We start from the raw sequence: 13,443 nt of genomic DNA, 5'->3' as shown, positions 1-13,443 counted from the left end.
CTCATGCTCCCAGGTTGTGCATCGACTTGTGCCGCTCGTCGGCATTCATCGTCTGGTTGATCTTGCTGATTTCGCCGCACCAGCGGCGCCGCTCGGCGTGTTCCATCGCCATCAGGTCTTCATGGGACCAGTGAAAGTGATAGGCGAGGAAGGCTATCTCTGCGTAAAGCTGGTCGGAAACTGGAGCAAGCCCGGCTTTCCCAGGGCGCCCTGCGCCTCCCCCGGCAAGCCGGCGTCGTCGGTGTCGACCTGGTTGATCTTGTTGTACAGCTGCTGCAGGTGGAAGAAGTCGGCCGCGAACAGCTCCTCGACCACCTTGGTGCTGACCATTTCAAGGCTGCCCAGACGCACGATCACGCGCGACAGCACGATGATGATCAGGTAGGCCGGGTTGCTCTGGACGCGGTGATCCTTGAGCGGCAGGATCTCGTCGCCGGCGGTGGCCAGGCGCATCACGCCATTGCGGTGCAGGTTGCCGTCGCCGTCGCGGTAACCCAAGGGCAGGATAAATTCGATTTCGGTACAGATCACGCTCATTGCCGCTTCCCCTTGTGCGCGTTACGACACGCGCGTCATGTATTGCATCGTCAGTTCGAACGTCTCGATCATCACGTCGCTGCTGGCCGCGTTGAGGCCCGAGCTTTCGTATTTGCTGGCCCAGGCGCTGATCACGTTCCAGCGCGCCTTGTCGGCGCCGCCTGCATCCATGAGTATCAGCGAAACGTTCTTTTGCGCCCCCTTCGCGCCCGAGCCCTGGGTCGACACCAGCTGGTACCAGTTGTACAGGTCCATCGAGTCGGTCAGGCCCTTCTTCAGGCTCAGCTTGCCGTAGCTGGTGAGCCCCGACAGCGAACGCTTGTAGACCGGGTCGGTGCCTTCGCGGTATTCGACCGCCTCGATCGTGCTGTCGGGTACGCTCGCCTCGGAAAACGCGGCGATCTGGATGCCGGCAATCTCGACCCGGAAGCGGAATCCCCGGTAGGGATCGGTTAATTGTGTGGCCATGCGCGTTCTCCGCAATCAATCGGTGTGGATGGGCTCAGCTGCCGGAATCGGGCGCGCTGGTTTTTTGGGTCAGGCGCAGGATGACGAACTCGGCCGGATACACTGCCGCCAGGCCGATGTCGATGTACAGCTGCCCCAGCATGCGCGTCTCGAGCGGATTGTTCGATTCGTCGCAGGTGACGAAAAACGCTTCGGCGGCCGTCGCGCCGAACAGGCCGCCCTGCTGCCACAGGGTGGTCAGGAAAGCGCTGACGTCGCGCGTGATGGATGACCAGAGTTGCTGGTCGTTGGGTTCGAACACCACCCACATCAGGCTCTGGCGCAGGCTTTGCTCGACATAGATGAACAGGCGCCGCACGCTCACATAGGTCCATTCCGTGTTGAGCGCAAGCGTGCGTGCGCCCCAGATGACGTTGCCGTAGTTGATGAAATTGCGCACCGCGTTGATGCCTTCGGGGTTCAGCAAGTCCTGGTCGGCATCGGTCAGGGCTTGGTCGAGCAGCACTGCGCTCATCAAGGCGCCGTCATTGACCCCGGCGGGCGACTTGAACACCCCCACATTGATATCGGTATATGCATAGCGGCCGAGCACAGGACCGGACGGCGGGATCGGCACGTTGACCCCGGCGATCGGATTGTAGATGTAGACCCATGGGTAATACAGCGCGCCGAAATCGGAGTTGAGCGCATTCGGATTGCCTTTCGGCGCCTGGCCCTGGCCGGACTTGAATGACAGGATGTCCTGCACGCTCTGGCCGAATGGCGGGTCGATCACATAGAACAGGTTGCGTTTGTCGATGCAGAACATCAGGCCGGCATTGATCAGGGTGCCCTGCAGCGCCAGCGACTGCTTGCCGCTGTTGTCGGTGGCCGTGACGGTGTCGGGCACGGACAGCAGGCTGAGGCCCTGCACCTTGTCGAGCAGCTTGGTGGCATCGGTCAGATCGTAATTCGGGTTGCCGCCGTTGCTCAGCGCCGTCGGCCCGCCATTCGGTGGCCGCACTGGCGGCGTGGGCGAAGCGGTGCTGTTGACCGCCACGCGAATGAACATGGAATTGGCGTTGATCTGCGTCGCCAGCGCGCTGGGCTTGTTGGCCTCGTTGATCATGCTGTTGGCCGTGAAGCCGTTGAACTGCTCCAGTACGTAATAGGAGGCCGTGCCGAAGGTTTGCGGGCTGAGGCTGTTTTGCACGATGTATTGCTGCAGCAGCAAGTTCGGCATGGTCGCCACCACGGGCGCGGCGGGCGTGCCCATCAGCGCCGCCGCCACCATCACGGTGACATTGAAGACGGGCGTGGTGGGCGCCGGCGTGATGCTCGGGTCGGTCGCGCTGGCGTTGCTGATCATGATGCTGATGGCGTTGCCCCAGGGTCCCGGTGTGACGGCCGTGACGGCCAGCGGCTGTTTGGCGCTGGCACACTTGGCGCTCGCTTTGTCGCTGGCGCGCACCACATAGCAGGCGGCGCCCCCTTCGTTGAAGAATTCGTAGACCGACCACGACACCATCGCATACCAGGCCAGCTGGCCGAACGTGCGCTGGTAGGCGGCCCAGCTGGTGAGCAGGATGGGCTGCATGTACGGCCCCGTTTCCGTCACGCCGACGAAAGCCGGGGTCGATGTGGAAGCGCCCTGGATGCTGCGGGTGCCTGGCACTTCCTGAATATAAATACCGGGATGGTTATAAGTGGCCAAAATAAGTCTCTCGTGTGGATTACGGCATCTCGATGTCAAGGAACAGCATGGAACCTGGTTGCACGCTGACCTGCCTGCTGACCTTGGCGTGGCCGGCCTTGCTAAAGCCAAGCGCGACCGTGGTCGGCTCGTCCAGTTTACCCCGCAGCGCCAGCGCGTAGCGGCCCGCATAGCGGCCATAGCCGGACGAGGCGCCCGCCACTGCCTGCGCCTTGGCGCGCGCGCCCTGGTAGCCGGCACTGATGACGACCTGGGCCAGCGGTTGCGCGGCGGCGTCGACGATCTTGCCGCGGATCAGCGTGGTCCCCTCGGGATACGGATAGAGGGGACTGGGCGCCAGCACGCAGGCGACGATTGCGTCCGCCAGCGGCTCCTTGAGCGGCACCTCGAACGTCAGCTGCTGGTCGAAGTAGCGGTGGTCGGCACTGAGTACGTCGAGCCGGTAGCTGCCGTCGTCGAGGCCGGCAAAGGCGTAAAAGGCCTGTGCCTTGTCCTGCGGCACAATGGGTTTGTCGTTCAGCAGGAAATGCGCGCGCGCGCCCACTGCCGGCGCCATGCTGAAACCGTCGATCAGCTGGATCACGGCGCTCAGCTTCATGCCGCTCCCGCCCCGGCGATGGCGCGCCGCGTCGTCTCCAATGTGCTGTCGGCAACCATCTCGGCGCTCGGCTGCAGGGACGAGGCGATGCGCACCGGCGACAGCGTGTACAGCTTGGTAAGCTTGTAGGGCTTGTTCGGAAAGCCGCTCCAGATATTGTGCAAGGTCAGGATCGGACTGGCGTCGGGCACGATGGCGATCGAGTCGTTACCGCTGGCCTTGAGCTGGGGGTGTAGCCAGGCGCCCGCGAGCGCCGGCACGTCGTGGAACAGGCGCACCAGCTTGTCCACCAGCACCAGTTCGAGTTCGGCCGAGCGCGCATACGGCACCATCATGTAGAGCAGGTCCGAGACCAGCGGCGGCGGCGTCACGGCCAGCGAGTTCGGCCCGCCCCTGCCCTGGCCGCGGGTGAGCGTGGGCGGCAGGTTGCGCAGGTAGGGATTGATCTCGATGTTGTAGAGGTAGAGCGAGAGCATGGTCGCGCCCTGGCTGTCGATCTCGGCGGGCGAGTCGAACACGACCGCCGATTCATTCGCGAGTTCCGGGATGTGCGCGCGGATCAGCGAGCGCAGCGACTCGCTCACGCAGCGCAGCACCTGTCCGGAATCGATGGTCGCCGGTCCCATGGCTAGAGCGTAAACACGGTGAAGGTCTGGCTGACCAGTTGCGGCTGGCGGTTGCCGATGTGGGCAAACAGGCTCACGTTGGGGTCGCAGGTGGCCTTGAGGTAGATGTACGGCAGATCGTGCGGCTGCCAGCTCAGGTAAGCCTGCATGAAGAAGTCCAGCGTGGCGCCGGCGTCGGCGCTCTGGCTCGTCTCGAATTCCAGCACGCGGGTGCCGTACGCAAAGAACTTGAGCGGCACGCTGGGCTGGGCGCCGGCCAGGCGGATGCCACCCGACTCTTCTCCTCCCGGTCCCAGACACCAGGTGGCCAGTCCCAGACCTTTCTTGGTCGACAGTTCGAGGGCGATGCGGTCGCCCGGATAGGCATTCTGCACCGACAGGATCACGCTGCGCGAATTGGCGTCGGGATCGCGCAGGACTGCGCTGATGCGCCCGTTGCGCCACTCCATCGCGCGCTGCGAACCGAAAAACGCCATCACGCTCGCTTCGTTGTTGAGCGTGCAATAGCCCTGCAGATAATCGACGCCGGGGGCCACGCGCAGGAACAGGGTCATGGTGAAGGCGTTGAGCGCGGCGCCACCGCTGGCGGTGCGGATGGCCAGCAAGCCGCCGGAAAATTCAACCGAACGGATACATGACTGGCGCTGGCCGCCGTTCTGTTCGGCCACCACCGTGAAGCCCATGCTGTCGCCCGAGCGCGCGCCCAGCGACCATTCGGTGCCGGCCGTGGTGAACGTGAAATTGATGTTCGAGTCGGCCGCGATATTCTTGAATATCAACACGACCGGCAAGGGGTCGCCTTGCATGCGCTGGCCGTGTGCGGTGTCAAGCTGGAGCGTTGGAGTATTCATCAGGCAAGATCGATCGCAAATGAACTCAGGCCGATGACCGTGCTGCGGTCGCCGCGCGATTGCAGGCAGACGCTGGCACCGGGCGGCAGGTCGACCCGGCCCTGCAGCTGCGGCTGGCTGGTCTGCACGTACAGTTCGATGCTGACCTCGTCGCAGTCCTGGTAGGTTTCGAGGATGATTTCGCGCGCATTGATGAGCAAGCTGCTCAGATACATGGCGGGCGCGTTGCTGGACATGCACAGTCCCACCATGCGGCTGTCCTCGCCGCCTTCGCTCCAGATCGCCTTCTGGTCGGGGCGGATGCTCAGGAAGGCCTTGCTGTTGGCACGCAACTGGAAAAAACGGATGCTCAGCTGGCGAAACGTCGTCACCTCGTGGTAGCACTGCTCGTTGAGCGCGTGCAGCGGGTTGCTCAGCAGGTGCGATTGCAGGTGCTGCAATTCATGCGGATTCAAGGCCAGGGCATCGATCTGGATGCGCGCCATGACCAGCTTTGCCTCGGCCTGCGCCAGCGCCTGGCCGGCCGGCTTGCTGATGGACGCGGAGCGCTTGCGCGGCGCGGCGGCCGGCGTATGCTCCGCAAGCGTCGTCGCCGCCAGGTCGGTACCGCCCGTAGTCCGCTTGCTCATCGCGCGTTTATTCCGGGAAGGTGATGGTGTTCTTGCCCACTTTCAAGGGCACCTGGCTACTGCCGCCGAGAAATTTGTAATAGCCCAGCACGGTCACATCGACATAGGTGAAGTTGACGGTCATGCTGGCGCCGGCCGGGACCACGCCGACCACCACTTCCAGCGCTTGCTGGTCGCCCGATGGATTGGCGCCTGCCTGCAGGTTGATGCCGTTTTCCTTGACATTCAGGTAAGCCAGCGGAGGCGTGGCAGGCGCGCCGCCCCAGGGCTGGATCTGCACCGGTGTTCCGGTTAGCGAAATCCTGTTGGCATCGGTGATCGACAGGACGGCGTTCAGCGGGACCGTATTGTCGGACCTGACTTCAAAGATGAATGCGATCGAATATTCTTGCACGGTAATTCCTCGAAGAGCCAAAAAAGATGAATGCCCTGCCGCGGGCGGGCATTCACACGGGTGCCGATGCGCCAGCTTCAGCAAGGCTTAATTCGGCCACTCCAGGATGACAAAGTTCTGGCTCAGCGTGATCGGCTTCTTGCCATCGAAATTGAAGGTCAGCACGGGACCGCTATCGCTGGTCGACTTGATCTTCAGCAGCGACAGGCTGCCATTGGCCGTCAGGCAAGGCGAAATGTTGAAGGTTACCGAATCCGAACCGCCGGCGCTGATCTGCAGGTCGATCAGGACGCCATTGACGCTCAGGCTGCTCAACGGCAGGGCCACGCCGCCCGAGGCGTTAATGGTGATGCCCGAATTGCTGTCTTCCGATGGATCGCCGGTGCTCCAGCACAGGGTGTCCGATTTCGTTTCGATGTCCAGTGTGACCGAGATGCGCTGGCCAGGCTGGGCGTTTTGCACACTGATTTCCGCCGTGGCGTACTTGTACTCAGATGTCATGATGCATTCCTCTAAGAGTGAAAATTCGTTGAACTACACGCGTCCGTTTTTTCAAGTCGACCGACAATGCATTGGTCAGCAACGACATTAAGCCACGCTGGCGCGGCACGAGTCACCTGACAAATGTGCCAGTTTGCGCTGGCATGGCTTTGGTGTATCCGCGACACGCCGCGCGAGCCGGGCCGGCGATGGGCCAGATAATCACGCATTCTCACCAGCAAGCGGGACAAAAAGAGGGGTTTCTCCGCATTACTTGCATCATCAGAAACCTTATACGGCCTCTGCTTGTGACAATGTAACGATTGCTAGAAAACTATTATTTTTACTAGGTGTTGCTAATGCTCAAATCCTGCAACATACAAATCTGCCCTTCGTTTAACCTTCGTATTGTGATGCTGCGCCCGCCCCTGCCACCGCGCCTGATGACAGGCAGCGATTGCGACGACACCGTGATCGCCGGGACGCGTCTTGCATGTTGGCGTTACGAACCACCATCATCAACCCGAGGAGTATTCCATGCTGCTGCTGGATGACCTGTTTAGCCTGGTGCGATGCCAAACCGAAGCGGACTGGACCCGTCTCCTGTTCAGCATCGGCGCACAATGCGGCTACGAGCATGTGTATTACGGCGTCGCGCCGGAAAAGACGGTGGCTTTTCACTGGCCGGCACCGGAGGCGTCCTTTGTCGTGAGCAACTATCCGCCGTCCTGGCGCGCGCTGTATGTCTCGGAACGCCTGCATGAAAGCGATCCCAGCATCTCCCACTGCCTGGCCAATACCATGCCGCTGTTATGGCGGCCGGAAAGTTTCACCAGTCCCGCACAGCGCGCCTTCTATGAACAGGCGTGCCAGCACGGCATGCGCTCCGGTTTTTGCTTCCCGGTGCACGGCGCAAGCGGTGAAACGGGTATGTTGAGTTTTATCCGCAACGCGCCGCCGATGGATGCTGAACGCGACAGCTTCGCCACGATTGCGCAGCTGGCCCTGATCCGCGACTACGTGATCGAATCGTCCGCCCGCTTCATCAAGCACGACGCGCCGCCCGTGCCTGGCGCCAATCCGCTGACCACGCGCGAAATGGAATGCCTGCAGTGGATCATGGCGGGCAAGTCCTCGTGGGAAATTTCGCGCATCCTGCTGCGTTCCGAAGGCACCATCAATTTTCATGTCTCCAATGCGAAGAAGAAATTCAATGTACAGACGCGCCAACAAGCCGTCCTCAAGGCCATCAAGGCCGGCTTCCTGATCCCCTCCTGAGCGGGCCAGATTTGCCATGCAACCCGAGCCGCCTGGCGGCATGGGCTACCGGCTCTCCGGGTATAACAGTCCAGCGCCATAAAAAAAGGCCCTGTAAAAACAGGGCCCTGCTTACTGAATCACCATGATGAGCATGACGATGAAAATGCTCCCCTAGGGAAACTCACTCCCACTCGATGGTCGCCGGCGGCTTGCCCGAGATATCGTAGACGACGCGGTTGATGCCGCGCACTTCATTGATGATGCGGTTGGAGACCTTGCCCAGCAAGCTGTGCGGCAAGTGCGCCCAGTGGGCCGTCATGAAGTCCTGCGTTTGCACGGCGCGCAAGGCCACCACGTATTCGTAGGTACGGCCATCGCCCATCACGCCCACCGATTTGACAGGCAGGAAGACGGCGAAAGCCTGGCTCGTCGCTTCATACCAGTTCGCTGGCAGCGCGTCCGGGTCGACGGCCTGGCCGGCGACGAATTCGTACGGCGTGTTGCGCAGTTCTTCGATGAAGATGGCGTCGGCGCGGCGCAGCAGATCGGCGTAGTCTTTCTTGACTTCGCCGAGGATGCGCACGCCCAGGCCCGGGCCCGGGAACGGGTGGCGATAGACCATGTCATGCGGCAGACCCAGGGCCACGCCCAGTTTGCGCACTTCGTCCTTGAACAGTTCGCGCAAAGGCTCAAGCAACTTGAGCTTCATGGTGTCCGGCAAGCCGCCCACGTTGTGGTGGCTCTTGATAGTCTGGCCTTTTTTACCTTTACCGGCCGATTCGATGACGTCCGGGTAGATCGTGCCTTGCGCCAGCCATTTGGCGTTGACCAGCTTGCCCGACTCGACCTGGAAGACTTCGACGAATTCGCGGCCGATGATCTTGCGCTTTTGCTCGGGATCGGTAACGCCGGCCAGGTGGCCCATGAACTGGTCTTCCGCATCGACGCGGATGACTTTCACGCCCAGGTTCTTGGCGAACATGTCCATCACCATCTTGCCTTCGTCCAGGCGCAGCAGGCCGTGGTCGACAAAGACGCAGGTCAGCTGGTCGCCGATGGCGCGGTGGATCAGGGCAGCAGCCACGGACGAATCGACGCCGCCGGACAGGCCCAGGATGACGTCATCGCTACCGACTTGCGCGCGGATTTTTTCCACCGCTTCGCTGATGTAGTCGGGCATGTTCCAGTCCGACTTGCAGCCGCAGATTTCATGCACGAAACGGCCGATCATGGCCTTGCCCTGCACCGTGTGCGTCACTTCCGGGTGGAATTGCACGCCGTAGAACTGGCGCTCTTCGTCGGCCATGGCCGCGATCGGGCAGCTCGGGGTGTTGCCCATCAGCTTGAAGCCTGGCGGCATTTCCAGCACCTTGTCGCCATGGCTCATCCACACTTTCAGCATGCCGTGGCCTTCGTCTGTGACGAAGTCGGCAATACCGTTGAGCAACTTGGTATGGCTGCGGGCGCGCACTTCGGCGTAGCCGAATTCGCGCACCAGGCCATTTTCCACTTTGCCGCCCAGCTGGGCCGCCATGGTTTGCATGCCGTAGCAGATGCCCAGCACGGGCACGCCCAGCTCAAACACGGCTTGCGGCGCGCGCGGCGAGTCGCCATCCAGCGTGGAATTGTGGCTGCCCGACAGGATCACGCCGGCAGCGCCATAGTTGCGCACGAATTCGTCGCTGACGTCATACGGGAAGACTTCGGAAAACACGCCGGAATCGCGCACGCGGCGGGCGATCAACTGGGTGACTTGGGAACCGAAATCGAGAATGAGGATTTTAGAATGCATGGTCGGAGCTTTATTCAGGGTCAATTGCAAAACCGGCGCACTGGGCGCCGGTCTGGACTTTCGTTACCGCTTACTCGGAGCGATAATTTGGCGCTTCTTTCGTGATCTGCACATCATGGACATGCGACTCGCGCATGCCGGCTGAGGTGATTTCCACGAATTCCGCTTTTTCGCGCAGTTCGTCGATGGTGGCGCAACCGCAGTAACCCATCGATTGACGCACGCCGCCCACCAGCTGGAAGATGATCGCCAGCACGCTGCCCTTGTAGGCGACGCGGCCTTCGATACCTTCAGGCACGAACTTGTCGGCCTTCATGGTGGCGTCCTGGAAATAACGGTCAGCCGAACCATCGGACATCGCGCCCAGCGAACCCATGCCGCGGTACGATTTGTAGCTGCGGCCCTGGTACAGGATCACTTCGCCTGGTGCTTCTTCCGTACCGGCAAACATGGAACCCATCATGACGGTCGAGGCGCCAGCGGCCAGCGCTTTCGAGATATCGCCCGAGAAGCGGATACCGCCATCGGCGATACATGGCACGCCCGTACCGGCCAAAGCTTCGGCAACATTCGAAATGGCCGTGATTTGCGGCACGCCCACGCCGGCGACGATACGCGTGGTGCAGATCGAGCCAGGACCGATGCCGACCTTGACCGCATCGGCGCCGTATTCCACCAACGCCTTGGCGGCGGCGGCGGTAGCGATATTGCCGCCAATCACTTCCACTTGCGGGTACTTGGTCTTGATCCAGCGTACGCGGTCGAGGATACCTTGCGAGTGACCGTGGGCCGTATCGACCACCAGCACGTCGACACCGGCAGCGACCAGCAGGTCGATGCGTTCTTCATCCTTGGCGCCTACGCCGACAGCGGCGCCGACCAGCAGTTTGCCCTGGCTGTCTTTCGATGCGAACGGGTGGGAGGTCGATTTCTGGATATCCTTGACGGTGATCAGGCCGCGCAGCTCAAACGCGTCATTGACGACCAGCACGCGCTCGAGGCGGTGCTTGTTCATCAGGCGCTTGGCTTCAGCCGTATCGGCGTCTTCGTTCACGACCACCAGCTTTTCGCGCGGGGTCATCTTGGCGGAAGCTTCCGCGTCGAGTTCCTTTTCAAAGCGCAAATCGCGGTTGGTGATGATGCCGACGACTTCCTTGCCCTTGACAACAGGGAAACCGCTGATGCCGTACTGTTCCGTCAGAGCGATCACGTCGCGGATTTTCATTTCCGGCGGAATCGTGATCGGATCACGCAACACACCTGCTTCGAAACGCTTTACGCGGGCCACTTCACGTGCCTGGTCCTTCGGGTTCAAATTCTTGTGGATGATGCCGATGCCGCCTTCCTGGGCCATCGCGATCGCCAGACGGGCTTCCGTCACCGTATCCATGGCTGCGGACAGCAAGGGAATATTCAGGGTGATATTGCGGGTCAGGCGAGTTTTGAGGGACGTATCGGCGGGCAGAACGTTGGAGTAGGCTGGGACGAGCAGCACGTCATCGAATGTGAGTGCTTTTTGAAGTAGACGCATAGCATTTCCTATTGGCGCAAAAGCAGATTATACAGAAAAAAGCGCCCTCCGTCCTTGCGGCATAAAAAAGATATTTGGAAATAGCAAAAAATGGCGCTCACCAGGCAATGGCTTCGCGGCGATGGGCATGACCGCTCAGCCCTTCGCAGGCTTGCCGCCAGCCCTGCGCCGGCGCGCTTCTTTCGGGTCTGCCTGCAAGGGACGGTAAACTTCCACCCGATCATGCTCGCGCAGGACGGTATCCAACGGCTTCTTCTTGCCATAGATACCGACCATGTTCACGGCCAGGTCGATGGCGGGGATTTCCCGCAGCAGTCCGCTCAGCGCCACCGCCTGCTCGATGGTGGTGCCAGCAGGCACATTCAAGGAGCGCAGGAACGTGCTGTCCGGCAGCGCGTGGCATACTTGCACCGTGATGCCTGCTTCAGCCATACACCGTCTCCGCGCGCTTGCAGAAGGAATCGACCATGCTGTTGGCGATCATGCCGAAGACGGGGCCGATGATCTGTTCCAGTACGCGGCTGGAAAACTCGTAGTGCAGGTCCAGTTCGATCTTGCACGCATCTTCGCGCAGGGCCTTGAAGGTCCACACGCCGTCGAGGGTCTTGAAAGGACCGTCCACCAGCTTCATCTTGATGGAGGTCGGCGGCACGTTCTCGTTGGACGTGGTGAAGCTTTGGCGCACGCCGTGGTAATGTATGCCCACGCTGGCGACAACCGTGTTCTCGCCCCGCTCGCGAATCTCGACCGCACCGCACCAGGGCAGGAATTTGGGATAATCCTCCACCGCCGCCACCAGCGCGAACATTTGTTCGGCGCTATAGCCGAGAAAAACTGATTTATGTACTACTGCCATTGAAGAACCATTTGCTATGATGTTGGATACATTTGATTTTATCGCGCTTGCGCGAGACAGTAGTTTAACCGACCCGCGCACATTTACCATCTCATGACCATAGCAGACAACAGAAAAGCCTTCCACGACTACTTTATCGAGGATCGCTACGAAGCCGGCATCGTGCTGGAAGGCTGGGAAGTCAAAGCCATCCGCGACGCCCGCGTACAAATCAAGGAAGCCTACGTCGTCGTCCGCGGCGATGAACTCTTCCTGTTCGGTGCGCATATCAGCGCCCTGCCGACCGCCTCCACCCACATCCATCCGGAAGCCGTTCGCACGCGCAAGCTGCTGCTGCACCGTGCGGAAATGGATAAACTGATCGGCAAGGTGGAACGCTCCGGCTATACCCTGGTGCCGCTCAACCTGCACTACAAGGGCGGCCGCGTGAAATGCGAAATCGGTCTGGCCAAGGGCAAGAAGCAGCACGACAAGCGGGCAGCGGAACGCGACCGCGACGGCGCGCGCGAAGTCCAGGCGGCGATGAAGTCGCACCGCCGCTGATCCGGCGCTACGCGCAGCGTGCTGCGCCGATACCATCAAGCCCGGCTATATGCCGGGTTTTATTTTGCCGGTGCCTGCGGCAAGCGGAAACGCACAGCGCAATGGGATAAAAACAGGGAATGGAAAGAGATACGGCGGGAAAAAACTGGTATTGGTGAAAACACCATGGAGATAAGCGAATGAATCAGCTTTGCCTGCCTGGCCAAAGACGATAAATCAGGAAAGTTCCGGATGCTTGCATGCTGCCTTGTACTACACCTGTATCACTGCACAGGACAAGCATCCGAATGAACGGTTTTTAAACCTTCAGAATCACACCTTCAGCAGATCACGCGACTTGCCCGAATCGGTCCACTCTTTGACCCATTTCGGCTGACGGCCACGGCCAGTCCATTGCTGCGTCGCGTCATCCGGATTGCGATAGCGTACTGCGACCGTGCCGGTTTTAGCGCGGATACCCGTACCAACCAGATCTTTTACGGAAACGCCAACGCTCTGGGCGATTGCCAGGATTTGCTCGCGCGCTTTGGACAGATCGTCCTGTTCGCGTTTCTTCATTTGCTTCTTGATGTCGTCCTGCAAGGTGCGCAGTTCGGACAGGGATAAGCTGGACAGATCCATGATATTTCCTTGTGTGAGTTGAAAAATATAACTGAACAGTTAAATTCTATCCAATTGTAACGCGACTGAGGTGATTTTTCTTCAGATTTGATTGTTTTTTACAATTCTTTTACCAAAAAACCTGCTTCCCTGGCTTTCAAACAGTGTAATCCTTCCAGCATGGGGAACCGGCATCGCGCATGAACTGCCTGTGCAAGCGTCTCCGCTTTGTACGGCTGCGGTTCAATACAGCGCCATCGGCAGTATTTATTTTGCAGTACTTTTTGTTTCATTGCAATTTATAGTAATTATAAATTGCAATTCAAAATATACATGGGAGCAATACTATCGCCCTTATGCATCAACTCCAAAAATTCCTCCCAAGTATCCGTCGCGGATATCGGCGCAATCATAGCCATGCATGAGCCGCAGATTCTACTTAATCAAAAAGATAAGCGTCGCACGACAGCATATAAGCCCGAAAGTGCGCACAGCATAGCATAAAGAAAAGATTTCAACGTTATGGATTCAAGCGCAGATACTCCAGCCCGTCTGCCAGCATATATTCCAATGGCGCAATTGAAA

17 protein-coding genes are annotated in these 13,443 nt (G+C 60.0%); 2 read left to right on the top strand and 15 right to left on the bottom strand.

Going from position 1 to position 13,443, the window contains the following annotated elements:
• Position 1: 1 nt before the first annotated feature.
• The 10 genes from BLT98_RS29725 to BLT98_RS20770 form a co-directional block, all read right to left on the bottom strand.
• Positions 2-115: a DUF6760 family protein gene (locus BLT98_RS29725; protein WP_306508707.1), complete on the bottom strand. Its 114-nt coding sequence runs from the start codon at positions 113-115 to the stop codon at positions 2-4.
• 38 nt (positions 116-153) lie between these two features.
• Positions 154-537: a hypothetical protein gene (locus BLT98_RS20810; protein ID WP_052139831.1), complete on the bottom strand. Its 384-nt coding sequence runs from the start codon at positions 535-537 to the stop codon at positions 154-156.
• Between the two features lie 21 nt (positions 538-558).
• Positions 559-1,005: a phage tail protein gene (locus BLT98_RS20805; RefSeq protein WP_034777734.1), complete on the bottom strand. Its 447-nt coding sequence runs from the start codon at positions 1,003-1,005 to the stop codon at positions 559-561.
• A gap of 34 nt (positions 1,006-1,039) precedes the next feature.
• Positions 1,040-2,698 (bottom strand): phage tail sheath C-terminal domain-containing protein, encoded by a 1,659-nt coding sequence (locus tag BLT98_RS20800; protein ID WP_244517599.1) that lies wholly within the window; start codon positions 2,696-2,698, stop codon positions 1,040-1,042.
• 19 nt (positions 2,699-2,717) lie between these two features.
• Entirely contained in the window at positions 2,718-3,296 is a 579-nt protein-coding gene (locus BLT98_RS20795; RefSeq protein WP_092610977.1) for a carboxypeptidase-like regulatory domain-containing protein, read from the bottom strand.
• Positions 3,293-3,922: a Pvc16 family protein gene (locus BLT98_RS20790; protein ID WP_092610975.1), complete on the bottom strand. Its 630-nt coding sequence runs from the start codon at positions 3,920-3,922 to the stop codon at positions 3,293-3,295. The genes BLT98_RS20795 and BLT98_RS20790 overlap by 4 nt, the downstream gene beginning before the upstream one ends.
• 2 nt (positions 3,923-3,924) lie before the next feature.
• Entirely contained in the window at positions 3,925-4,773 is an 849-nt protein-coding gene (locus BLT98_RS20785; RefSeq protein ID WP_139179339.1) for a hypothetical protein, read from the bottom strand.
• On the bottom strand, positions 4,773-5,402 hold the full coding sequence (locus BLT98_RS20780) for a hypothetical protein (protein WP_092610971.1): 630 nt from the start codon (positions 5,400-5,402) through the stop codon (positions 4,773-4,775). Before BLT98_RS20780 ends, BLT98_RS20785 begins: the two co-directional genes overlap by 1 nt.
• Positions 5,403-5,409: 7 nt before the next feature.
• Positions 5,410-5,796 carry a hypothetical protein gene (locus BLT98_RS20775; protein ID WP_092610968.1) on the bottom strand — a complete coding sequence of 129 codons (387 nt, stop codon included), beginning with the start codon at positions 5,794-5,796 and terminating at the stop codon, positions 5,410-5,412.
• A gap of 87 nt (positions 5,797-5,883) precedes the next feature.
• Positions 5,884-6,297 carry a hypothetical protein gene (locus BLT98_RS20770; protein WP_034777728.1) on the bottom strand — a complete coding sequence of 138 codons (414 nt, stop codon included), beginning with the start codon at positions 6,295-6,297 and terminating at the stop codon, positions 5,884-5,886.
• Positions 6,298-6,813: 516 nt separating this feature from the next.
• Between BLT98_RS20770 and BLT98_RS20765 the strand changes: the two genes are divergently transcribed.
• On the top strand, positions 6,814-7,554 hold the full coding sequence (locus BLT98_RS20765) for a helix-turn-helix transcriptional regulator (protein WP_071653309.1): 741 nt from the start codon (positions 6,814-6,816) through the stop codon (positions 7,552-7,554).
• A gap of 163 nt (positions 7,555-7,717) precedes the next feature.
• Here BLT98_RS20765 and guaA read toward each other — a convergent pair whose 3' ends face one another.
• The 4 genes from guaA to BLT98_RS20745 all read right to left on the bottom strand — a co-directional run bounded on the left by guaA (position 7,718) and on the right by BLT98_RS20745 (position 11,715).
• Positions 7,718-9,328 carry a glutamine-hydrolyzing GMP synthase gene (gene guaA, locus BLT98_RS20760; protein WP_034777714.1) on the bottom strand — a complete coding sequence of 537 codons (1,611 nt, stop codon included), beginning with the start codon at positions 9,326-9,328 and terminating at the stop codon, positions 7,718-7,720.
• Positions 9,329-9,398: 70 nt separating this feature from the next.
• Positions 9,399-10,859, bottom strand: a complete 1,461-nt coding sequence (gene guaB, locus BLT98_RS20755) for an IMP dehydrogenase (protein ID WP_034777711.1) — start codon at positions 10,857-10,859, stop codon at positions 9,399-9,401.
• 135 nt (positions 10,860-10,994) lie between these two features.
• Positions 10,995-11,291 (bottom strand): RnfH family protein, encoded by a 297-nt coding sequence (locus BLT98_RS20750; RefSeq protein ID WP_034784128.1) that lies wholly within the window; start codon positions 11,289-11,291, stop codon positions 10,995-10,997.
• Positions 11,284-11,715 (bottom strand): type II toxin-antitoxin system RatA family toxin, encoded by a 432-nt coding sequence (locus tag BLT98_RS20745; protein WP_035818194.1) that lies wholly within the window; start codon positions 11,713-11,715, stop codon positions 11,284-11,286. Before BLT98_RS20745 ends, BLT98_RS20750 begins: the two co-directional genes overlap by 8 nt.
• A 93-nt stretch (positions 11,716-11,808) precedes the next feature.
• Between BLT98_RS20745 and smpB the strand changes: the two genes are divergently transcribed.
• Complete coding sequence (smpB, locus tag BLT98_RS20740; protein ID WP_034784131.1) at positions 11,809-12,258, top strand: SsrA-binding protein SmpB; 450 nt, start codon at positions 11,809-11,811, stop codon at positions 12,256-12,258.
• 312 nt (positions 12,259-12,570) lie between these two features.
• On the opposite strand, the gene BLT98_RS20735 is transcribed toward smpB, so the two are convergent.
• Positions 12,571-12,879 carry an H-NS histone family protein gene (locus BLT98_RS20735; RefSeq protein ID WP_010397665.1) on the bottom strand — a complete coding sequence of 103 codons (309 nt, stop codon included), beginning with the start codon at positions 12,877-12,879 and terminating at the stop codon, positions 12,571-12,573.
• Positions 12,880-13,443 lie beyond the last annotated feature (564 nt).

The sequence above is a fragment of the Janthinobacterium sp. YR213 genome, from assembly GCF_900099875.1.
GTDB classification, from domain to species: domain Bacteria; phylum Pseudomonadota; class Gammaproteobacteria; order Burkholderiales; family Burkholderiaceae_D; genus Janthinobacterium; species Janthinobacterium lividum.
This window is presented reverse-complemented; position numbering and strand designations above follow the sequence as displayed.

Bases quoted from the DNA above. Each gene is read 5' to 3' on its own strand.
- BLT98_RS20810 (WP_052139831.1), bottom strand. From the start codon at position 537: ATGAGCGTGATCTGTACCGAAATCGAATTTATCCTGCCCTTGGGTTAC.
- BLT98_RS20805 (WP_034777734.1), bottom strand. From the start codon at position 1,005: ATGGCCACACAATTAACCGATCCCTACCGGGGATTCCGCTTCCGGGTC.
- BLT98_RS20795 (WP_092610977.1), bottom strand. From the start codon at position 3,296: ATGAAGCTGAGCGCCGTGATCCAGCTGATCGACGGTTTCAGCATGGCG.
- BLT98_RS20790 (WP_092610975.1), bottom strand. From the start codon at position 3,922: ATGGGACCGGCGACCATCGATTCCGGACAGGTGCTGCGCTGCGTGAGC.
- BLT98_RS20785 (WP_139179339.1), bottom strand. From the start codon at position 4,773: ATGAATACTCCAACGCTCCAGCTTGACACCGCACACGGCCAGCGCATG.
- BLT98_RS20780 (WP_092610971.1), bottom strand. From the start codon at position 5,402: ATGAGCAAGCGGACTACGGGCGGTACCGACCTGGCGGCGACGACGCTT.
- BLT98_RS20770 (WP_034777728.1), bottom strand. From the start codon at position 6,297: ATGACATCTGAGTACAAGTACGCCACGGCGGAAATCAGTGTGCAAAAC.
- BLT98_RS20765 (WP_071653309.1), top strand. From the start codon at position 6,814: ATGCTGCTGCTGGATGACCTGTTTAGCCTGGTGCGATGCCAAACCGAA.
- guaA (WP_034777714.1), bottom strand. From the start codon at position 9,328: ATGCATTCTAAAATCCTCATTCTCGATTTCGGTTCCCAAGTCACCCAG.
- guaB (WP_034777711.1), bottom strand. From the start codon at position 10,859: ATGCGTCTACTTCAAAAAGCACTCACATTCGATGACGTGCTGCTCGTC.
- BLT98_RS20750 (WP_034784128.1), bottom strand. From the start codon at position 11,291: ATGGCTGAAGCAGGCATCACGGTGCAAGTATGCCACGCGCTGCCGGAC.
- BLT98_RS20745 (WP_035818194.1), bottom strand. From the start codon at position 11,715: ATGGCAGTAGTACATAAATCAGTTTTTCTCGGCTATAGCGCCGAACAA.
- smpB (WP_034784131.1), top strand. From the start codon at position 11,809: ATGACCATAGCAGACAACAGAAAAGCCTTCCACGACTACTTTATCGAG.
- BLT98_RS20735 (WP_010397665.1), bottom strand. From the start codon at position 12,879: ATGGATCTGTCCAGCTTATCCCTGTCCGAACTGCGCACCTTGCAGGAC.